This is a genomic window from Plantactinospora sp. B5E13 (assembly GCF_039871775.1).
GTDB lineage: Bacteria > Actinomycetota > Actinomycetes > Mycobacteriales > Micromonosporaceae > Plantactinospora.
Window position 1 is genome coordinate 153461 of sequence record NZ_JBDPLT010000014.1, and the last position, 20857, is coordinate 174317.

General features: G+C 72.0%; 18 protein-coding genes and 1 pseudogene. 6 read left to right on the forward strand and 13 right to left on the reverse strand.

Features of this window, described 5'->3' with window-relative positions:
• Positions 1-44: 44 nt before the first annotated feature.
• Positions 45-1067 carry a heat-inducible transcriptional repressor HrcA gene (hrcA, locus tag ABGB05_RS15690; protein ID WP_347654103.1) on the reverse strand — a complete coding sequence of 341 codons (1023 nt, stop codon included), beginning with the start codon at positions 1065-1067 and terminating at the stop codon, positions 45-47.
• A gap of 305 nt (positions 1068-1372) precedes the next feature.
• On the opposite strand from hrcA, the gene ABGB05_RS15695 reads away from it, so the two are divergent.
• Positions 1373-2065, forward strand: a complete 693-nt coding sequence (locus ABGB05_RS15695; RefSeq protein WP_347654105.1) for a DUF4870 domain-containing protein — start codon at positions 1373-1375, stop codon at positions 2063-2065.
• Between the two features lie 148 nt (positions 2066-2213).
• Here the strand turns inward: ABGB05_RS15695 and hemW are convergent, their stop codons facing one another.
• Entirely contained in the window at positions 2214-3437 is a 1224-nt protein-coding gene (gene hemW / locus ABGB05_RS15700) for a radical SAM family heme chaperone HemW (protein ID WP_347654107.1), read from the reverse strand.
• Positions 3438-3454: 17 nt separating this feature from the next.
• Here hemW and ABGB05_RS15705 point away from each other — a divergent pair, with 17 nt between their 5' ends.
• From ABGB05_RS15705 to ABGB05_RS15715, 3 genes are all read left to right on the forward strand, one after another.
• A complete protein-coding gene (locus ABGB05_RS15705) occupies positions 3455-4240 on the forward strand; it encodes an enoyl-CoA hydratase-related protein (protein ID WP_347654109.1) in 786 nt (261 codons plus the stop codon).
• A 250-nt stretch (positions 4241-4490) separates the two neighbouring features.
• The gene (locus ABGB05_RS15710; protein WP_347654111.1) at positions 4491-5348 is read left to right on the forward strand and encodes a hypothetical protein; all 858 of its coding nucleotides are present in this window, start codon (positions 4491-4493) and stop codon (positions 5346-5348) included.
• Positions 5349-5632: 284 nt separating this feature from the next.
• Complete coding sequence (locus tag ABGB05_RS15715; protein ID WP_347654113.1) at positions 5633-6577, forward strand: phytanoyl-CoA dioxygenase family protein; 945 nt, start codon at positions 5633-5635, stop codon at positions 6575-6577.
• 142 nt (positions 6578-6719) lie between these two features.
• Here ABGB05_RS15715 and ABGB05_RS15720 read toward each other — a convergent pair whose 3' ends face one another.
• The 3 genes from ABGB05_RS15720 to lepA all read right to left on the reverse strand — a co-directional run bounded on the left by ABGB05_RS15720 (position 6720) and on the right by lepA (position 9550).
• Complete coding sequence (locus ABGB05_RS15720) at positions 6720-7007, reverse strand: GlsB/YeaQ/YmgE family stress response membrane protein (protein WP_347654115.1); 288 nt, start codon at positions 7005-7007, stop codon at positions 6720-6722.
• A gap of 78 nt (positions 7008-7085) precedes the next feature.
• The gene (locus tag ABGB05_RS15725; RefSeq protein ID WP_347654117.1) at positions 7086-7667 is read right to left on the reverse strand and encodes an NUDIX domain-containing protein; all 582 of its coding nucleotides are present in this window, start codon (positions 7665-7667) and stop codon (positions 7086-7088) included.
• Complete coding sequence (lepA, locus tag ABGB05_RS15730; protein WP_347654119.1) at positions 7664-9550, reverse strand: translation elongation factor 4; 1887 nt, start codon at positions 9548-9550, stop codon at positions 7664-7666. The genes ABGB05_RS15725 and lepA overlap by 4 nt, the downstream gene beginning before the upstream one ends.
• A gap of 250 nt (positions 9551-9800) precedes the next feature.
• Here lepA and ABGB05_RS15735 point away from each other — a divergent pair, with 250 nt between their 5' ends.
• Together ABGB05_RS15735 and rpsT are read left to right on the forward strand one after the other, a co-directional pair.
• Complete coding sequence (locus ABGB05_RS15735) at positions 9801-10784, forward strand: phosphotransferase (RefSeq protein ID WP_347654121.1); 984 nt, start codon at positions 9801-9803, stop codon at positions 10782-10784.
• Between the two features lie 215 nt (positions 10785-10999).
• On the forward strand, positions 11000-11266 hold the full coding sequence (gene rpsT / locus ABGB05_RS15740; RefSeq protein WP_107269985.1) for a 30S ribosomal protein S20: 267 nt from the start codon (positions 11000-11002) through the stop codon (positions 11264-11266).
• An 801-nt stretch (positions 11267-12067) separates the two neighbouring features.
• Here rpsT and ABGB05_RS15745 read toward each other — a convergent pair.
• The 8 genes and pseudogenes from ABGB05_RS15745 to rsfS form a co-directional block, all read right to left on the reverse strand.
• Positions 12068-12394, reverse strand: a pseudogene (locus tag ABGB05_RS15745) (hypothetical protein); the annotation flags it as partial.
• Positions 12391-13365 (reverse strand): DNA polymerase III subunit delta, encoded by a 975-nt coding sequence (gene holA / locus ABGB05_RS15750; protein WP_347654123.1) that lies wholly within the window; start codon positions 13363-13365, stop codon positions 12391-12393. The pseudogene ABGB05_RS15745 and the gene holA, both read right to left, overlap by 4 nt.
• Before the next feature lie 151 nt (positions 13366-13516).
• Positions 13517-15859, reverse strand: coding sequence for a ComEC/Rec2 family competence protein (locus ABGB05_RS15755; protein ID WP_347654154.1), 2343 nt, complete (start codon positions 15857-15859; stop codon positions 13517-13519).
• 200 nt (positions 15860-16059) lie between these two features.
• Positions 16060-16914, reverse strand: coding sequence for a ComEA family DNA-binding protein (locus ABGB05_RS15760; protein ID WP_347654155.1), 855 nt, complete (start codon positions 16912-16914; stop codon positions 16060-16062).
• 437 nt (positions 16915-17351) lie between these two features.
• Positions 17352-18569: an alginate lyase family protein gene (locus tag ABGB05_RS15765; protein WP_347654125.1), complete on the reverse strand. Its 1218-nt coding sequence runs from the start codon at positions 18567-18569 to the stop codon at positions 17352-17354.
• 154 nt (positions 18570-18723) lie between these two features.
• Positions 18724-19572, reverse strand: a complete 849-nt coding sequence (locus tag ABGB05_RS15770) for a DegV family protein (protein ID WP_347654127.1) — start codon at positions 19570-19572, stop codon at positions 18724-18726.
• A gap of 174 nt (positions 19573-19746) precedes the next feature.
• Positions 19747-20376, reverse strand: coding sequence for a histidine phosphatase family protein (locus tag ABGB05_RS15775; protein WP_347654129.1), 630 nt, complete (start codon positions 20374-20376; stop codon positions 19747-19749).
• Positions 20373-20771, reverse strand: a complete 399-nt coding sequence (gene rsfS / locus ABGB05_RS15780) for a ribosome silencing factor (RefSeq protein ID WP_347654131.1) — start codon at positions 20769-20771, stop codon at positions 20373-20375. The genes ABGB05_RS15775 and rsfS overlap by 4 nt, the downstream gene beginning before the upstream one ends.
• Positions 20772-20857 lie beyond the last annotated feature (86 nt).

Below are 20857 nucleotides of genomic sequence, written 5' to 3' on the forward strand. Positions count from 1 at the left end.
TCAGCTGAGCCTTGGTGGTCAGTTCTGCGCAAGGTGTGGGTGGGTCAGTTCTGCGCCAGCACGTCGCCGACGTAGCGTGCCACGGCCCGCACCGTGGCGATGGTGCCCGGGTAGTCCATCCTGGTCGGTCCCAACACGCCGAGCCCACCGACGATGGTGGCCCCTGGCCCGTAGCCGGTGCTGACCACCGAGGTGGCCCGCAGGTTGTCGATCTCGTTCTCGTCGCCGATGCGTACCTGGAGGGTGTTCGGTTCGACCTCGCCAATCAGCTTGAGCAGGATGACCTCCTCCTCCAGCGCCTCCAGGATCGGACGCAGCGAGCCCTGGAAGTCCAGCAGGCCGCCCCGGGCGAGGTTGGCGGTGCCGGCCAGGGCGATCCGTTCCTCGTGCCGTTCGACAAGGGTCTCGAGCAGGACGCTGGCGAGGGTGGCCATCGCCGACCGCAGCGCCGGGGGCGCCTCCTCGACCAGTGCCTGGACCAGGGGCGGGGTGTCGACGAGCCGCTTGCCACCGAGCCGCTCGTTGACCAGGCGCCGCAGGTCGATCACGTCGTCCGCGCTGGCCGGCGCGGGCAACTCGACGAGGCGCTGCTCCACCCGACCGGTGTCGGCGATCATGACGAGCATCAGGCGGGTGGTGGAGATGGGTACGAGTTCGAGGTGGCGTACCGAGGACCGGGCGAGGCTCGGGTACTGCACGACCGCGACCTGCCGGGTCAACTGGGCGAGCAGCCGTACGGTGCGGTGCACCACGTCGTCGAGGTCGACCGCGCCGACCAGGAAACGCTCGATCGCCCGACGCTCGGCCGGGGTGAGCGGCTTCACCCGGGAGAGCCGGTCGACGAAGAGCCGGTATCCCCGGTCGGTGGGCACCCGGCCGGCGCTGGTGTGCGGCTGCCGGATGTAGCCCTCCTCCTCCAGCACGGCCATGTCGTTACGGACGGTGGCTGGAGACACCCCGAGCTGGTGGCGTTCGACCAGGGCCTTGCTGCCGACCGGCTCCTGGGTGGCGACGTAGTCCTCCACGATCGCGCGCAGCACGTCGAGCTTGCGGTCGTCGAGACCCATCCTCACCTCCCTGCGACGTCCCGGCCCCGGCTGCCGACACGACCGGGGCGACCACACGGTCGGGCCACGGATACACCTTGGCACTCGACCGTATCGAGTGCCAGTCTACGACCACGGCGCAGGAGACGCGATGATCGTCTGGATGGGCGCCGCGATCCGGGCCTCCCGCGCCTGCCGATCCCGGACCACCTGCTTGTTGGCACACCCTACCCTGGCCGGGCCAGCCGGTACGGTCGACTATTGTCCAGTTTCAATCGCCAGGGGGCGTCTGGCGCCGTTTGGACGGTGCACCTACCGTGACCCCCATGACTGAACCACCTCGCCCTCCCGGAGAGTACGGCTCGCACAATCCGTACGACGCGCCGGGCACTCCCCCGCCCACCTCCGGTGGCGGCTACCCCCCGCCGACCTCGGGTGGCGGCGCCTATCCCCCGCCCACCTCGGGTGGCGGCTACCCGCCGCCCACCTCGGGTGGCGGCTACCCGCCGCCCACCTCGGGTGGCGGCTACCCGCCGCCCACCTCGGGTGGCGGCGCCTACCCGCCGCCCGGTGGCTACCCGCCCCCTGGCGGCTACCCGCCGCCCGGCGGTTACCCACCCCCTGGTGGTTACCCGCCGCCCGGCGGCTACCCGGCGGGTGGCCCGTACGGCGCTCCCGCCCCGGCCGGCTACGCCACCAGCGACGAGAAGACCTGGGCGCTGATCGCGCACTTCGGTGCGATCATCGCGGGCTTCATCGCGCCCCTGGTCGCGATGCTGGCCAAGGGGAACGAGTCGCCGACGGTCCGGGCACACGCGGTGGAGGCGCTCAACTTCCAGATCACCTGGGGCATCGCCTCGTTCGTGGCGGTGATCATCTCGATGTGCACCCTGGGCATCCTGTTCTTCCTGCCGCTGATCACCTGGCTCATCGCGGTGATCTTCGCGATCCTCGGCGGGATGAAGGCCAACGAGGGTGTGCTGTACCGCTATCCGATGAGCTTCCGGATGGTCAAGTAGCCCCGACCGGGCCGGAGTCAGCCAGTCCCGACCGGGCCGGACCGGCCACGGCCCGTGCCGGGGTCATCGACGCCACCACGCGTTCGCCGATCCCCGGGCACGGGCCGTCGGACACCGCCGTCGCCCGCGATGCCGCTGGTACCGGTGGTCAGGGCAGCAGGTCACGGACGACGGCGTCGGCGAGCAGCCGCCCGCGCAGGGTCAGCACCGCCCGACCCTCCTCGTACGCCGGCCGGCTCAGCAGCCCGCCGGCGAGCGCCTCCGCCGCGCCGGCCCGCCCCGGCCCGTCGAGGACCGCCAGCGGCAGGCCGGTGGCGAGCCGGAGCCGCAGCAGCACGTCCTCCACCCGTCGGTCCTCGGCCGAGAGCAGTTCCCGCCCCTGACCGGGGGACTGCCCGGCGCCGAGCCGGGCAGCGTACGTCGTCGGGTGCTTGACGTTCCACCAGCGGACCCCGCCGACGTGGCTGTGCGCCCCCGGGCCGAGGCCCCACCAGTCGCCGCCGGTCCAGTAGAGCAGGTTGTGCCGGCACCGCGCCTGCGCCGAGGTGGCCCAGTTCGAGACCTCGTACCAGGAGAAACCGGCCGCGCCGAGCCGGGCCTCGGCCGCCAGGTAGCGGTCCGCGGCCACGTCGTCGTCCGGGTACGGCAGCTCGCCGCGCCGCATCCGGGCCGCCAGCCGGGTCCCGTCCTCGACGATCAGCGCGTACGCGCTCACGTGGTCGACCCCGGCGCCCACCACGGCGTCGAGCGAGGCGGCGAAGTCGTCCGCGCTCTCCCCCGGCGTCCCGTAGATCAGGTCGAGGTTGACGTGGTCGAAGCCGACCTCCCGGGCCTCCTCGGCGGCGGCGGTGGCCCGACCGGCACTGTGCCGGCGGTCCAGCACCGCCAGCACCCCCGCGGCCGCCGACTGCATGCCGAGCGAGATCCGGGTGTAGCCGGCGGCCCGCAGCGCCTTCAACGACTCGCGGGTCACCGACTCCGGATTCGCCTCGGTGGTGACCTCCACGTCGCCGGCCAGCCCCCACAGCCGGTCGATGCCGTCCAGGATCCGGGCGAGGTCGTCGGTGGGGAGCAGGGTCGGAGTACCCCCGCCCACAAAAACCGTGTCGACCCGGGGCGGCGGGCTGTCACCGAGCACCCGGCCGGCCAGCGTCAACTCGGCGAGCACCTGGTCGGCGTAGCCGTCCCGGCCGGCGCCGCCGCCCAGCTCGCTGGCGGTGTACGTGTTGAAGTCGCAGTAGCCGCAGCGGCTGGCGCAGAACGGGACGTGCACGTAGACCCCGAAGCCACGCCTGCCCACCTCCGTCCGGGCGGTGTCGGGCAGCGAGCCGTCGACGGGTACGGGTTCGCCTTCTGGGAGGGTTCCGGGCATACGACTAGTGTGCCGGCATGACCTCAGCCCCCGAACCGCTCGTCCGGGTCTCGACCGCCCACGGAGTGACGACTCTCACCCTGGACAGCCCGGGCAACCGGAACGCGCTCTCCACCCCGTTGCTGACCCAGTTGCTCGACGCGCTGGCCACGGCGGTCGCCGACGACGCCGTACGGGTGGTCGTGCTGTCCCACACCGGGCCGGTCTTCAGCTCCGGCGCGGACCTGAAGGAGACCGCGGCCGCGTACGAGAACGGCACCGTGCCGGTGGCGAAACTCGGTGACGTGCTCGCCGCGATCCGGGAGTGCCCGAAGCCGGTGGTGGCCCGGATCGGCGGGCCGGCCCGGGCCGGTGGTCTCGGACTGATCGCGGCGGCGGACATCGCGATCTGCGTACCGGAGGCCACCTTCGCCTTCACCGAGGTACGCCTCGGGGTGATCCCGGCGGTGATCTCGGCGACCGTACTGCCCCGGCTGCAGCCCCGGGCGGCGGCGGAGCTGTACCTGACCGGCGACGTCTTCGACGGGCGCCGGGCGGCCGAGATCGGCCTGGTCACCACGGTGACCCCCGCCGAGGCGCTGGACGAGGCGGTGGCCTCCTACTGTCTGGCGCTGGTACGCGGCGCGCCCGCCGCGCTGGCCGGGGCGAAGGAACTGCTGCGTCGCCCACCGGCCGCCGACCTCCGGGCCGAACTGGCCGAGCTGCGTGACCTGTCGGTGCGGTACTTCCACTCCGCGGACGGGCGGGAAGGTGTCGCGGCGTTCCGGGAGAAGCGGCCCGCCCGGTGGGTACCCGAGATCTGACCCGCCCGACGGGTAACCGGGAGCCGACCCGACGACCGACGACCGACGGCCGGCGGGCCGGCGGGCCGGCGGGCCGGCGGGCCGGCGGGCCGGCGGGCCGGCGGGCCGGCGGGCCGGCGGGCCGGCGGGCCGGCGGGCCGGCGGGCCGGCGGGCCGGAAAGCGACAACCGGTACGGCCCGGCACATTCCACGCCGGCACTGCCGGGAGGCTGGGCGGTCATCGTAGGCTGTGCCCACTATCGATCAGGGGGTGGCGGTGCGGACTCGGGCGGTGGTGGCGGCGGGAGTGGCCCTTGCGACGGTCGCTAGCTTCGGCATCTACCTGGGAGCCCGCGAGTTCGGGCACAAGCTGCCGCTGCCCCGCCCGGCGAGCGGCTGTGTCGTCGAGGCCGACGGTCGGGTCAGCCTCAACGCCGAGCAGATGGCGAACGCGGCGACCATCGCGGCGGTGGGGATCCGACGGAAGATGCCGGAACGGGCCGTGGTGGTGGCGTTGGCGACCGCCTTCCAGGAGTCGCGCCTGCGCAATCTGGCCGGCGGCGACCGGGACTCGGTCGGCCTGTTCCAGCAGCGGCCGAGTCAGGGTTGGGGCACACCGGAACGGATCCGGGACCCTCGGTACGCGGCCACCAAGTTCTACGACGCCCTGCGCAAGGTACGCGGCTGGGAGCAGATGGAGATCACCGACGCGGCCCAGAAGGTGCAGCGGTCCGCCTTTCCCCGGGCGTACCAGCAGTGGGCCGACGAGTCGGAGGTGCTGACCCGGGCCCTGCTCGGCAACGCCACCGGCGCGGTGGCCTGCACGGTCAGCCGCGACCCGGTGATCCGGGGCTCGGCCGCGGCGGCGGCGCTGAGCGCCGGCCTGACCCTCGACTGGGGTCGGCTGGACACGGTCTCCCCGGCCGAGCTGACCGGTCTGGCGGTGCCCACCTCCAGCGTGCAGGCAGGCTGGCGCTACGCGCACTGGCTGGTGTCGCACGCCGGGGACCACGGGGTGAAACGGGTTCGTTTCGGCGACCTGCAGTGGACCGCCGACGAGGGCAGGTGGTCGCCGGTCCAGGGCGCCGCGACCGCCGACCAGGTCGTCGCCGAGGTCTTCACGGACTGAGTGGCGCCCCACCGGACAGGCGCCCTCCGGCTCCTTCGCGGACGGCTCCCACCCGGCCGGTTGCGACGTCCAGCCGCCGTAAAACACTGCATCCGATAACCCGCAGTGATTGCACAAACGGGCATAACCCGGGTTTCTTCGCAAAAGATCAGCGCAGTAGCGACTTTCTGTCAGATCGCCATTTCTGTCCGTGCCACCGGTACGAAGTCCACCGACACTCGCCGATGCCCGGGTCCCGCACAGCGCTGCGGGTCTTGCGTACCGCGTTACGATCGGCAGCCTGTGTGCTCAGAACGAGTTTCACCTCAGGGGAGGGGATGGACGCGGTGTTCGACTACGGCGGCCGGACGGGATACGAGCCGATCAGTGACACGGACCGCAAGGAGTTCCACGAGCAGGGCTTCCTGCTGCTCCGCAACGTCCTGACCGAGGACCACCGCGCCGCCCTGGAAGAGGCGGTCGACCGGGTCTACGCGGAGGAGAAGGCGGCCGGCCGGACGACCAAGGACGGCACCCTGCACCTGCTGGGCTTCCTCGAGCGGGACGAGCTCTTCGGCGAACTGCTCACCCACCCGATCGCGTTCCCGTACATGTGGGGCCTGGCGGGCTGGAACATCTACACGCACCACAACCACCTGGACGTCACGCCGCCGGCGCTCGAGCCGGAGAAGCCCTACTGGGGCTGGCACCAGGACGGGTACCGGCAGAACTCCGACCCGGAGACGATGGACCCGAACCTGCCGCGGCCGATGTTCTCGCTCAAGGTCGCGTACGTCCTCTCCGACCTCTCGGAGAAGGGCCGGGGCGCCACCAAGGTCATCCCGGGCAGCCACCTGTGGAACTCGCTGCCCCGCCCGGCGGACCTCACCGTGCACAACCCGGACCCGGAGGGCACGGTGGAGATCACCGCCAACCCCGGTGACGCGTTCATCTTCGACCGGCGGCAGTGGCACTCCCGGTCGACGAACCTCTCCACCATCACCCGGAAGATGCTCTTCGTCGGCTACACCTACCGGTGGATCCGGCCGCTGGACGAGCTGCACCCAGACAAGAACGGGCCGTGGTACCAGAACCGCACGCCGGTACAGCGCCAGCTGCTCGGCGAGGGTACCCACACCGCCAACTACTGGGGCATCAACTGGGACGGCTACGTCGACGACGAGATCCCGCTGCGTAAGGAGCTCAAGGAGCGCGGCCTGCTGGACCGCAGCATCCCCTGGCTCCGCTGACCCGTCGCCCGACGAACAGCTCAACCGGCCCCGCCGACCGTCCGGTCGGCGGGGCCGGTGCCGTACGGCGTCCGGCGGCCGCCGCAACGGCGCGGGGCGCCGGCCAATCAGGCCAGCGCCCCGAATCCGCAGGGGGTGTCGATCAGTACCGACTGATCCGGCGGCGTCGGCCGACACCGGCCACCAGGGCCACCGCGATCGCGGCCAGGGCGACCTGGACCAGCAGCTCCATCCAGTCGATGCCGGCGGTCTCGGTCGCGATGCCGGCGGCTCGCGCGATCACGGTACCGAGCAGCGCGGCGCCCACACCGATGAGCATGGTCAGCCAGATCGGCATGTCCTGACGGCCGGGTACGACCAGCCGACCGAGCGCGCCGACGATGAGACCGATGATGAGCGCGGTGATGATGCCCCAGACGGTGAGTTCCACGGCCGTCCTCCTTCGGATGCGGTCACACGGTGTTGTGATGACTGCAAGGTTCCCGAAGGCGCAAAAACTCAAACCGGCCTAGCGGCACAGACGTCGCACGGCGTCCCGAACAGCCGCATCCATCGTGGCGAAGGCCAACGGGGGCGGCGCGAGCAGGGGAAACCACGTCGCCTCGGTGGCCTCGGCCCGATTGAGGGCGATCACCTGGTCACCCAGTGTGGCCAGGAAGAAGATGTCGAGGACCGGGAGCACCTCGTCCTGGAACTCGTAGCTCCCGACGTACATGCCGAGGTAGTCACCAAGCGTCAGGTCGACGCCCAGCTCTTCGCGGCCCTCCCGGACCGCCGCGTCGGCCGGGTGCTCCCCGCCGTCGCAGAATCCGCCCGGTAGCTCCCACCGGCCGGCCATCGGCTCCGCCGCCCGCCGCAACGCGAGGAACCGGGGACCGTCCGGCTCCGCCACGGACCCCGGCGACGCCGCAGCCCGGCCCGGACCTGGTACGCCTGCCGGACGGTCGAGGATGACCAGTCCGGCGGTGGGTCGGGCGTTGACGAAGAGTTGGTAACCGCAGCGGGTGCAGGCGGTCGGGGCGGGACCGGGCAGCGGGGTGGCGCACCGGGGGCAGAAGGCGGCGCTGGGGCCGTACCCCCGAGGGGTCACTTCTTGCCGCCGGCCTTGCCGCCGCCGTCACCGGAGTCGCCGGTGGAGAGCGCGGCGATGAAGGCCTCCTGCGGCACCTCGACCCGGCCCACCATCTTCATCCGCTTCTTGCCTTCCTTCTGCTTCTCCAGCAGCTTGCGCTTCCGGGTGATGTCGCCGCCGTAGCACTTCGCGAGCACGTCCTTGCGGATCGCCCGGATGGTCTCCCGGGCGATCACCCGGTTGCCGATCGCGGCCTGGATCGGCACCTCGAACTGCTGCCGGGGAATCAGCTTCTGCAGCTTCGCCGCGATCGTGACACCGTAGTTGTACGCCTTGTCCTTGTGCACGATGGCGCTGAACGCGTCGACCGGCTCCCCGTTGAGCAGGATGTCCACCTTGACCAGGTCGGACTGCTGCTCGCCGGAGGGCTCGTAGTCGAGCGAGGCGTAGCCCTTGGTACGGCTCTTGAGCTGGTCGAAGAAGTCGAAAATGATCTCGGCCAGGGGCAGTGTGTAGCGCAGCTCGACCCGGTCGGCGGAGAGGTAGTCCATGCCCTGCAGCGACCCGCGCCGTCCCTGGCACAGTTCCATCACCGCGCCGACGTAGTCGTTCGGGGTGAGTACGGTCGCCCGGACCACCGGCTCGTACACCTCGGCGATCTTGCCGGTCGGGTACTCGCTCGGGTTGGTCACGGTGACGTCGGTGCCGTCCTCCATCCGTACCTGGTAGACGACGTTCGGGGCGGTCGAGATCAGGTCGAGCCCGAACTCCCGCTCCAGCCGCTCGCCGATGATCTCCAGGTGGAGCAGGCCGAGGAAGCCGCAGCGGAAGCCGAAACCGAGCGCGGCGGAGGTCTCCGGCTCGTAGCTCAGCGCGGCGTCGTTCAGCTTCAGCTTGTCGAGCGCGTCCCGCAGCGCCGGGTAGTCCGAGCCGTCGATCGGGTAGAGCCCGGAGTAGACCATCGGCTTCGGGTCCTTGTAACCACCGAGCGCCTCGGCCGCCGGTCGGGCGTTGATGGTGATGGTGTCACCGACCCGGGACTGCCGGACGTCCTTCACCCCGGTGATCAGGTAGCCGACCTCGCCGACCCCGAGCGCGCCGGCCTTGACCATCTCCGGGGAGATCACACCGATCTCCAGCAACTCGTGCACCGCGCCGGTGGACATCATCTTGATCTTGTCGCGAGCCTCGATCCGACCGTCGATCACCCGGACGTACGTCACCACGCCGCGGTACACGTCGTAGACCGAGTCGAAGATCATCGCCCGGGCCGGTGCGGCGGCGTCCCCGGTCGGCGGGGTGAACTGCCGGACGATCTCGTCGAGCAGGTACGGCACCCCCTCGCCGGTCTTGCCGGAGACCCGGATGCAGTCGGCCGGATCGCCACCGATCAGGTGCGCCAACTCCTCGGCGTACTTGTCGGGCTGGGCAGCCGGCAGGTCGATCTTGTTGAGCACCGGAATGATGTGCAGGTCGTTCTCGAGCGCGAGGTAGAGGTTGGCCAGCGTCTGGGCCTCGATCCCCTGCGCCGCGTCGACCAGCAGGATCGCACCCTCGCAGGCGGCCAACGAGCGGGACACCTCGTAGGTGAAGTCCACGTGGCCCGGGGTGTCGATCATGTTGAGCACGGCCTGCTCGCCCTGCCGCTCGCCCTCGCGTACGGTCCACGGCATCCGGACCGCCTGGCTCTTGATCGTGATGCCGCGTTCCCGCTCGATGTCCATCCGGTCGAGGTACTGGGCACGCATCTGCCGCTCCTCGACCACACCGGTGAGCTGCAGCATCCGGTCGGCCAACGTCGACTTGCCGTGGTCGATGTGGGCGATGATGCAGAAGTTCCTGATGCGGCCAGGTTCGGTGGCACCAGGGAGGTTCGCGCCGGAGTCGGGCGTCGGTGGCACGGCGATCCGTTCTGCTGGGCTGACAACTGTCGGGCCCTCTATGTTCCCATGCCGTCCCGGGACACCCGGTCGAGCCCGTCGGATCGTCCCGGCGTACCCCGGCCTGCCCCGCACCCGGACCCTCACCGTGACCGTCCCGGCCCGCAGGGTGACCACCCAGGCTCCCGCAGGATGACCCGCCCGGCGCGACACGACCGGTCCGGCTCGGGGGTTCCGGGTACGTCGACCGGACCAGGGCAGACTTGGCGCCATGGCAGTCATCTCGGTGCCCCCGCGACCGTACGACACGACCGCCGTACGACCCGGCTGGGCTGATCTTCCTGCCGAACTCCGGGCGGCGATCAGTGCCCGGCTGGGTTCCCGGGTCAGCTGGGCCGGTACCGCCGGCGGCGGATTCACCCGGGGCTTCGCGGGCGTGCTGCAGACCGTGGCCGGGGACCGGGTCTTCGTCAAGGCCGCCTCCCTGGTCGACCAGCGTCATCTGAGTGACTGGTACGCCCGGGAGGTCGCGATCACCGCCGCACTGCCGGCCGGGCTGCCCGTCGCCCGGCCCCGCTGGACGTTGACCGCCGCCGGCTACTACGTGGTCTGCCTGGACGCCATCGACGGACGGATGCCGGCACTGCCCTGGTCCCGGACCGATCTCGAGGCGACCCTCGTGGCGTACGCGACGGTCGCCGAGGCGCTGCGGGAGCCACCGGCCGAACTCGCCGCTCTCGGCGCGCCCCGCCTCGCCGACCTGGCCCGCGCCGACCTCGCCTGGTGGGGCGAACTGGCCACCGGCCGCGAAACGCTGCCGAACCCGCCGGCCGTGGCCCGGCACCGGTTGCCCGACCTCGCCGCCCTGGAGGCCCGGCTACCCGGGTACGCCGAGACCACGGCGATGATCCACTGCGATCTCCGGGTCGACAACGTGCTGATCGACGCCGCCGGTGCGAGCTGGATCTGCGACTGGACCTGGCTGTGTTTCGGGCCGGCCTGGTTCGACCTGGCCGGCCTGCTGGTCACCGCGTACGCCAGCGGGCTGCCGGCCGACGACCTGTTCGCTGCCCATCCGGCGGCCCGCGACGCACCGGACGACGGCCTGGACGCGGCGCTGGCCGCACTCGCCGGCTACTGGCTCGTCCGGGCGGCGGCCGGGCCGAGCACCGCTTCCCCGCACATCCGTGGACACCAGCAGTGGAGTGGCGAGACGGCACTGTCGTGGCTCGCCGCCCGCCAGGGCTGGCAGTGACCGCCCGGTCATTTTGGCCTTGGACGTGGGCACCTGGTAACGTGGGATTTCGCGCGTGCCGACACGGCCGCAGTGTGACGTGCCTTCCCGCATGTCACGTGCTTCTCAACACGTGACGCGGGTCCCGCATGTGACGTGGTCGTCGCCCGCGCGTAATCAGGCAAACGGAAACCCTAGCTACCAGGCTGAGCTAGCTACCAGGACGAGGCTGTCGCGTGGCGAACATCAAGTCCCAGATCAAGCGCAACCGGCAGAACGAGAAGCGCCGGTTGCGTAACAAGTCGGTCAAGTCGTCGCTGAAGACCGCCATTCGCAAGTTCCACGAGGCGACCGAGAGTGGCGACAGCGCCAAGGCCACCGAGCTGATGCGGGACGCCTCGCGCAAGCTTGACAAGGCGGTCAGCAAGGGCGTGATCCACCAGAACCAGGCGGCGAACCGCAAGTCGGCGATCGCCAAGCGTCTGCAGTCGCTCTCCGCCTGACGCGCTCCGCAGATTTCTGCACGGTGGCCCCGAGCCGGTCGGCTCGGGGCCACCGTGCTGTGCCCGGCCGCGTCCCGGCGCTGAAATCCGGTACGGCGACGGCCCCACTCGTCATGGCTCCATGTCATGTCACTCGTAGCCGCCGACAGCCGGTCCGTTCGGCAGGCCCCGGTGTCACTCGTAGCGGCGTCGGGCGGACTGCCGGGCCCGCTGGCGGCTACTGTCCATCGGATCCAGCCGGACCAACCACCGTCGGGTCGGCCGTTCGACCAGCCGGTCGTTGCGGCGGCACCCAGCGGCTGCTGATCCGGAAGCCCCGGTCTGCTGCCGGCTCGACGGCTCGGTTGGTGGGAACCAGGGCGCCCGTGGGTCCCGGCCCGACCATGCGACGCCGCCCGTCTGGTCCGGGGCGACCCGGCTGGCCGGTGGGACAGCCGCGGACGGGCCGGTCACCATGAGTGGTGACAGGCCCGGCACGCCGGCCCGGAGGCGTTCCATGAGATCCAGATCAGGGCGGGGCTCCCAGTCGGACTCCGGCCGGGGCCGGGCACCGGATTCCAGCCGGGCCCGGACCATCGAGGTCATGCTCAGCGGACGTCCGGCCGGGACGAGCCGGGCGATCAGGCGCCCACCGACGTCCCGTATCCCGGGGGCGAAGCAAAAGAGCGCACCGGCAGAAAGCGCACCGCCGGGAACCGTGCCCGTGGCCGTGCCGGGCACCGTCACCGCGCCGGATGCGGCGACTCCGGTCAGGGCGTCGGTCGGCGGTTCCGACCCGGGGTCCGTCAGCAGCGCGCCGGGTACCCGGGCCCGTCCGACCGCCGGCTGCAACTCACGGCGGAACCGCTGGCGTTCCTGGGCGGGCACCCGGGCGGCGGTCCGGGCCACCGCCGCGGCCACGAGATCGTTGGCCTTCACCATCGCCGCGACGGAGACCGGCAGCAGGAACACTGCCCACCAGTTCACCAGCTCGGCCAGGGCGAGCAGCAGACCGAGCGACACCATGCCCTCGAAGTAGAGGAAGCACAGCACCCCGCCCGGATCGACGTGACGCAGCCGGAGCACACGGGAGTACAGCGGCCGTAACCGCTCCTCCTCCTCGGCCGACAGCGCCATCGCCCAGGTCATCGTCGGCCGCTCACCCCGCGCGCGGTCGCGACGGCGACCACCGCCCGTTCCAGGGCGTAGCCCCGGTCCTCGGCGCCACCCTTGACCGCGGCGTTGCACTCGGCCGCGGCGTACATCGCGTCGGCGATCCCCTCGGGGGTCCAGCCGCGCCCCACCCGCTGGGCCTTCTCGATCTTCCAGGCGGGCATGCCGAGGCTGCTTGCCAGCTGGTACGGGTTACCCCGACCCGCCGAGCTGACCCGGGCCACCGTACGTACCCCGTCGGCGATCGCGTCGGCGATCGGGACCGGATCGACCCCGACGTGCAGTGCCCAGCGCAGTGCCTCCAGCGCCCCCGGTACGTCTCCAGCCATGGCGGCGTCGGCGACGGTGAAGCCGCTCACCTCGGCCCGACCCCGGTAGTACCGCGCGACCGTGTCGGCCCCGATCCGGCCGTCGGTGTCGGCAAGCAGTTGGGAACAGGCGGAGGCGAGTTCCCGCAGGTCGTTGCCGACCGCCGCGATCAGCGCCTCGGCCGCCTCCTCGGTGCACCGGCCACCGCCACGGCGTACCTCGTCGCGGACAAATCCCACCCGCTCGCGGTGTCCCTTCAGTTTCGCCGCCGGTACGACCTCCGCGCCCGCCGCCCGCAGTCCGTCGGCGAACGCCTTGCCCTTCGCCCCGCCGGCGTGCGTCACCACCAGGTGCACCTCGGGGTCGGGGTGCTTCGCGTACGCCAGCAGTTCGGTCACCAGGTCCTTGCGGGCGTCCTGTCCAGCTCGGACGATCAGCACACGGCGACCGCCGAACAGGGACGGACCGAGCAGTTCGGCGATCTCTCCCGGGTTCAGTGCCCCGGCCTCGTGGTCGTGTACGTCGACACCGGGATCGGCGGCCCGGGCCGCCTCGACGGCACCGGCCACCGCCCTGGTCACGAGCAACTCCTCGTCGCCGAGGACCAGGAGGACAGGAGCGAGGTTCGTGGACGTCACGTGGTCATCGTCGCACGCGGTGCCGGCCGGTCGGGCCTGGTCATCCGGGTAGCTACGGCTGACCCCGCACTTAGCGCAAATCCAGACATTTATCTTAACTCAGGCATTTCTCGTGGTCCTGCCGTCGCTCGTCTCCGTCCCGGCCGCCGGGTCATCGCCCGTTGTCCTCGCCCGGCGGCAGTCCGCGTACCGCCACCGCAAGCCGCCCGCCGTCGGTACGTACCACCGCCAGGTCACCGTCCCGGTCGGTGCGGAGCACCCGGACCCCGGACCGGGTCAGCCGATCCAGCAGGCCGGGGTTGGGGTGCCCGTAACCGTTGTCGGTGCCCACCGGTACCAGCGCCACCGCCGGGTCCACCGCCTCCAGGAAGGACCACTCCTGGTACGCCGATCCGTGGTGCGGCACCTTCAGCACGTCGGCGCGCAGCGATCCGACCGGTGCCCGGTCCAGCAGTGCCCGCTGCTCCTCGGTCTCCGCGTCCCCGGTGAGTAGTACCTGAACACCGGCAACCTCGGCACGCAGCACCACGGAGTTGTTGTTCGGATCCGAGCGGGTGCCCCGGATCGGATGAACCGGAGCGAGCCCGGTCAGCGCCACGGCACCACCGAGATAGGTCCAGCCGGCACCGATCTCCCCCACCGGCACGTTCCGCAGGGTGGCGGCCCGGTGCACGGCGGCCCGTGCCTCGACCGGTTCCGGCCACGGCGGAACGGCGATCCCGCCGACCGCCCGACCCCGGAGAACGCCGTCCAGACCACCCACGTGATCGGCGTGGAAGTGGCTGACGACCAGTAGCGGCACCGTCCGGATCCGGAGCCGGCGCAGGCACCGGTCGACCGGATTGGGGTCCGGGCCGGCGTCCACCACCACCGCCCGGCCCGGGCCGACCGGCAGGACCAGGGTGTCGCCCTGACCCACCGCGCAGGCCACCACCACCCAGCCCGGCGGCGGCCAACCGGTCGCGATCAGCCGTACCGGCAATGTCCCGACGACCACGGCGGCGGTGACCACGGCGACGAGTCGGCGGACCAGCGGGCGACGGACCGCGACCAGCAGGGCGAGTGTCAGCGCCGCGAGCAGCAGCCCACCGGCTGCCCCGTCCAGCCAGGGCAGTGTGCCGGCGGGCACCTGCGCGCCGTACCGGGCCACCAGGACCAGCCACCAGGCCGGCCAGTGCCCGAGCCAGGCCAGGATCTCGGCGCCGGTCGGCCAGAACGGGGAGAGCACCGCGGCGGTCACGCCGAGCACGGTGGCCGGTGCGACAGCCGGAACCGCCAGGAGGTTCGCCGGTACGGCCACCAAGCTGACCGTTCCGGAGAGCCCGGCGATCACCGGGGCGCAGGCGAGTTGCGCGGCGGCCGGGATCGCCAACGCCTCGGCCAGCCCGGGCGGCACGCCCCGGCGACGCAGTCCGTCCCGCCAGCGCGGGGCGAGCAGCAGCAGGCCACCGGTGGCCAGTACGGAGAGCGCGAACCCGGCGTCGCCGGCCAGTTCCGGATCAACGACGACCAGCACCGTCACCGCGCCGGCCAAGGCCGGGAGAGCCGCCCGGGGTCGACCGGTGGCCAGTCCGATCAGGCCGATCGCCCCCATGGTCGCGGCCCGTACGACGCTCGGCGACGGCCGGGCCAGGATGACAAAACCGACCAGTGCCGCCCCGCAGCAGAGCGCGGCGAGCCAGGGCCCGGCCCGGGCCCACCGGGTCAGCAACAGCACGGCACCGATGACAATCGCGACATTGGAACCTGACACAGCAGTCAAATGGGTCATTCCGGTGGTCTGGAAGTGGTGTTCGACCACCGGTTCCAGGCGGCTCGTGTCACCCACCACCAGCCCGGGAAGCAGCCCGCCCGGCTCGGCCGGCAGCGGCGCGCAGGCCCGCTGCAGACCGGCCCGCAGGGTGCCTGCCAACCGCTGGCCCCAGGATGACCTCCCACGCAGCTGGGGTGGGGTGGTCACCGTCAGCACGGCCGCGGTGAGGTCTCCGCCGCGTGGCGTCCCGAGGCGTCCGGTGGCGGTCAGCCGCTGTCCGGGCAGCAGGTGCCGCCAATGGGGATCGGCGGCCAGCACCAGGATCCGCGCCGGCAGGCGCAGCCGACCCCCGACCGGCCGCTCCAGCCAGCCGAGTCGGGCCGAGAGCAGGTACGTCGTCGGTCGACCGGCCGGGGCGGCCAGAGTCCGGGGGTCGTCCCGGACCACCAGTTCGACGGTGACCCGGGTTCGCGCGTCGGCCAGTTCGCGCAGCGACGCGGCGTCGCGTACGCCGAGTCGGGCGGCGGTGGCGGCGCTGCCGCAGAGCACCCCGAGCAGCACCGTGACCACGATCCAACCGTGCCGCTCCAGCACCGGAACCGGTCGACGGATCAGTCGATGTCCGAGCACCAGCGCGATCGCCACCGCGAGCGCCGCGACCAGCATCGCCATGCCGGCGGTCGACCGCAGGCAGGCCAACGCGGAGAGCCAGGCACCCACGGCAAGCCCGGCCAGACGCAGGTCCGAGCTCTGGCGACTGCCACTGTCGGGGTCTGCCCCGTCCGCCGGGCCGGACGGGGCAGACCCGGTGGGCAGTGCCCGTCGGCTGGACCAGGCCGACCGGCGGGCCGCCGCCGGGCCGAGCGACGCGAACCGACTGGGCGGGGCCGGGGCCGGACGGTCGGTCCACGTCTGCCCGTTCTGGCCCCTGGTCTGCCCGGTCACACCGTCACCAGGTCCTTCAGGTCCTCGTACCGGGCGTCGCCGATGCCGGTCACCTGGCGCAGGTCACCCACCGCTCGGAAGCCACCGCTGCGCTCACGGTGGTCGACGATGCGTTGGGCGAGCACCGGCCCCACTCCGGGCAGAGCATCGAGTTGCGCGGCGGTGGCGGTGTTGAGGTTCACCTTTTCGGCGGGACCGATCCCGGTGGCCGAGGACGATCCGTCCCCGGCCGGTCCGGCCGCCCCGGGTGGCGGTGTGACACCGACCAGGATCAGCTCACCGTCGGCCACCTTGCGGGCCAGGTTGAGCGACGCCATGTCGACCCCGGGTTGCGCCCCGCCCGCGGCGGCGAGGGCGTCCGCGACCCGCGCTCCGGCGGGCAGTCGTACCAGTCCTGGCCGACGAACCCTGCCGGCCACCGCGACGACCAGCTCGGCGGGGCTCGGGCCGACACCGGAGTCGAGCGATCCGGATACGAGGGGTGCCGCGGCGGTCGGTGCGTCCGGTACCGGTTCGCTGTGTGGACGGGACAGCCAGGCCCAGCCCGCCGCGACGAGCACCACCACGGTGGCCACCACGGCAAGTGCCCGGACGCCACGCCGTCCCGGATCGAACGCGCCCGGCCCGGTCAGCCGTCGCGATCCGGTGCCGTCCGATCCGGTCAGCCGTCGCGGTCCGGTGCCGTCCGGTTCTGCGTCCTCGCCGGCCCCGGCCGCCTCGCGCCGCCTGGCGTCGTTTCCCCGCTCGGCTCCCGGATCGACCCCCGGGTCGGCCGACGGACCATCCTGGTCGACGCTCCGACGGGTGGTCCCGTCCAGCTCCCCACCGGCGGTGCCGCCGGCCTCCCCCACGGCGGCGGGAAGGCCGGTGGGGAACCCATGCCCGTCACCGCCGGCCCTGCCCGGGGGTGGCGAACCGGATCCGGCGTACTGCCACGGGTCGGCCGTCGGCCGTCGCGGGCGGACCCCGGACGTGGCCGGCGCCCCGCCTCCGCGCCTCTCGTCGGCGCCGAAGAGCCGGTCCAGGCGCTCTCGCACGATCGTCTCGTCGTCGGACACCCGCCGAAGCTAGACCCGGCACCAACCCGCCTGCCGGCCGAGCATGCACCGCTGTGGACAACCTACCCCACTGTGGACAACGCCCTGATCATGGCCAGATGTGCTAGCGAGCCGGCGCGGACCTCGACATCCGGACCGCCGGGCCGGGGAGACCCCGGCCGCCGACCGGCACACGACGGCCGGGGGGTGATGCCCGCTGGGCAGGCGCCCCCGGCCGACGATGATCGGACTCAGTACGGGTTGCTGGCGTGGGTCAGCGTCTCCCAGGCGACGAAGAGATAGTTGGTACCGGCCGGACGCTGCTGCTCGGTGAGTTGCTGGCTACGGGTCATCGGCACACCGCGCCGGAAGTTCAGCGCGTTGAACGCGACCTCGGTGACCGGGCCCAGCCCGAGGTTGAGCGTGCCGCCGCAGAGCGAGGACGGCACCGGGTCACCCAGTTGGTAACGCGAGTGGAAGCCAAGCGCGTGCCGGAGCCGGTCCTGGATCTCGGGATAGATGTCCTGCCCCTGGTGCCGGAGCGTCTCCGCGACGTGGGAGATCGCCGAGATGCCGTACCCGGTGTGGGTGAAGTCCCGGCAGGTTTCCTGGGACAGCCCGTCGACGAACGTCGACTGTCCGTGCCAGTACGACACCACCTCGGCCCGGGTGTCGATGTGACTGCCGACCGGACCCCGGGGGTAGGCGCCGTCGGTGGTCAGGTAGAGGAAGGCGGGCAGCCGGTCGCGAAACCTGGCCAGCGCCCGGTCGTAGACGCCCCGGTCCTCGAGGAAGACGGAGATGCCGAGGGTCGCCTCCATCATGCTCAGTTCCCAGTTGCCGTTGCTGGTCAGGTTGCCGTTGACGATCTCCGGCAGGTAGACGTCCCGGAGCATCGTGGCGAACCGGCTGACGCCGGTCGAGGACCAGCCGCCGTACGTGTACCGGATGATCTCGGCCGCCCGGGGCCAACTCGACCCGGCCCACGCGGTCTGCAGCGGCGCGTTGCTGTTGGTGTGGTCCCGGATCACCGCCGACCAGGCGTCCATGATCTGAATGGCCTTCTCGGCGTACCGGCTGTCCTGGGTGACGTACCAGGCCAGCGCGAGGGTGTAGGCGGCGAGCGCGTCCTGTCGCTCGTCGGTGCAGCCGTTGTTGGGGTTCGAGTACGACCCGCACTCGACGACCGCCCGTGGTTTCGGGGTACGCGACAGCGAGGCGAAGTTGCTCGCCATCATCTGGTCGAAGGCACCCCGCCAGGGTTGCGTGCCGGCGTTGACCCGGGACCGGATGAAGTCGAGCTGCGGGCGGCTGACCAGCACCCCCGGGTGGGTGAAGGTTGCCGGTGCGGCCTGGGCCGACGACGGGTTGCCGGGGCCGGCGTACGGGACCACCACCGCCGTCACGGCCAGCAGCGCACCGAGAGCGATCAGCCGGGGAATCCTGCCCCGGAGACGTGACCTGGACACAGCACTTCCTCCTGCTCGGAACACCGGAGCGCCGCCGGTCGGGCGACAACTCTTAGGAAGGTTTGTTGTCCAATGCGACCACGTCAATCGATCTCAGTCAACCCATTGCGGGCCCAGGTATCCGGAACGGGCCCTTCCCATACAAACCCCCTCCTCACCGTCGATGGACGACAACGCAGGCCAGGCCCGGCCCGACGTGTGCGCCGATCACCGCACCCGCCTCGGTGACGTACCGGGCCCGTACCCGGGGGCCGAGGCGGGAGTCGAGCGCCGCAGTGAGTTCGGCCGCCCGCCCGGGAGCGGCCAGGTGGTGTACGGCGACCTCGACGTCCCCCTCCCCGGCCACCTCGACGGCCAGGTCGACCAGCCGGGCCAGTCCCCGCCCGGCGGTCCGGACCCGGTCCCGCAGCGCGATCGTGCCGTCGACGACGTGCAGGATCGGCTTGACCGACAGCGCCGTGCCGAGCAGCGCCCCGGCGGCGTTGATCCGGCCACCTCGACGGAGGAGTTCCAGGGTGTCCAGGTAGAACAGGGTGCTGGTCCGGTCGATGGCGTCGAGCGCGGCCTGCCGTACCTCCGAAAGCGGCACGCCCCGGTCGGCGGCCTCGGCGGCGGCGACGACGGGAAAGCCGAGGCCCATCCCGGTCGACCGGGCGTCGACCACGCCCACCTGGTCGCCGAGCTCGGCGGCGGCGAGCCGGGCGGCCTCCACCGTGCCGGAGAGCTCGGCCGACAGGTGGACCGAGAGCACACCGGTGGCGCCTCCGTCGGTGAGCAGTCGGCGGTACGTCCGGACGAACTGTTCCGGTGCCGGGCGGGAGGTGGTCATCGTGCTCCGACGCGCGCTCAGCGCACGGGCGGCGTCGGCCGGGGTGACGTCGACGCCCTCCAGTCCGGCGACCCCGTCCACGACCACGGTGAGCGGTACGACGGTGAGCCGGTACCGGTCGACGAGTTCCGCCGGGAGGTAGGCGGTGGAGTCGGTGACAACCGCGACGGGCATTCCGGCACGGTAGCCGATCGGCGAGAAAAGCGGAGGGTGTGCGGTGTCGGAGCCGGCGACCGACCGGACCGGGCGGGGTGACCCGGCCGCGCCGGGCCCGCGACGATCCGACCGGTCGGGCGGGGTGACCCGGCGCCGGGGCGGGCAACGTGTCGACGCGAGCCGGCAGTGGGATCAGATCGCGGCGGGTGACGGGCCCTCGGCGATCAGGCCGACGTTGTGCCCGTACAGTCGCCAGCCCCGGACTTCCTCGTGCCGCAGGTCGGTCCAGTGGCAGTTGTTCAGCGGGCCGACGGCCCGGAGCACCAAGGCGTCCCAGCCGAGCAGGTAGCCGCAGCCCTGGCGGGCGGCGCCACCGTGCGTCGCCACCACGACGGTGCCACCGGGCACCGCGTCGGCTGCCTCCTGCAGCGCAATGCCGACCCGTTTGCCCAGCTCGTCGAGGCTCTCCACGGCACACCCGGGGTCCGGCTCGCCGGCCCGCCAGCGGGCGTGCTCGGCCGGGAAACGCTCGGCGATCTCGGACATCCTGAGTCCCTGCCACTCGCCGTAGAACCGTTCCCGGAGCCGGGGATCGGTCCGGACCGGCAGACCGGTCAGCGCGGCCAGGGCCGCCGCGGTGTCGGTGGCCCGACCGAGGTCGCTGGCGACGATGGCGTCCGGTCGCAACGCGGCCAGCAGCGGCGCGGCGGCGGCGGCCTGCTCACGCCCGAGATCGTTGAGCGCCACGTCGAGTTGACCCTGCACCCGGTTGGCGGCGTTCCAGTCGGTGTTGCCGTGCCGCCAGACGATCAAGCGGGTCATTCGGCGGCGCCCGCCTCGGCCTCCACCAGGTCCCGGTCCACGAACGGGATGGTCGGGCAGTCCTTCCAGAGCCGGTCGAGCGCGTAGAACTCGCGCTCCTCGGTGTGCTGGACGTGCACGACCAGGTCGACGTAGTCGAGCAGCACCCAGCGGCCGGCCCGTTCGCCCTCCCGGCGTACCGGCTTGGCCTTCTCCGGCAGGTTGACCAGTCGTTCCTCGATCGCGTCCACGATCGCGGTCACCTGGCGCTCGTTGGGCGCGGAGGCGAGCAGGAACGCGTCGGTGATCACCAACTGGTCCGACACGTCGATGATGGCGATGTCCTGCGCCTTCTTGTCGGCTGCCGCCTGTGCGGCGGCCGTCGCGAGCTCACGGGCGCGGTCGGAAGCTGTCACCATTCTCCTTCGATCAACCGTCGGGCCCTTCTAGCCTCTCACACGGGCGGCGGGTACGGCTTCACGGTTAACCGAACAGAGAATCA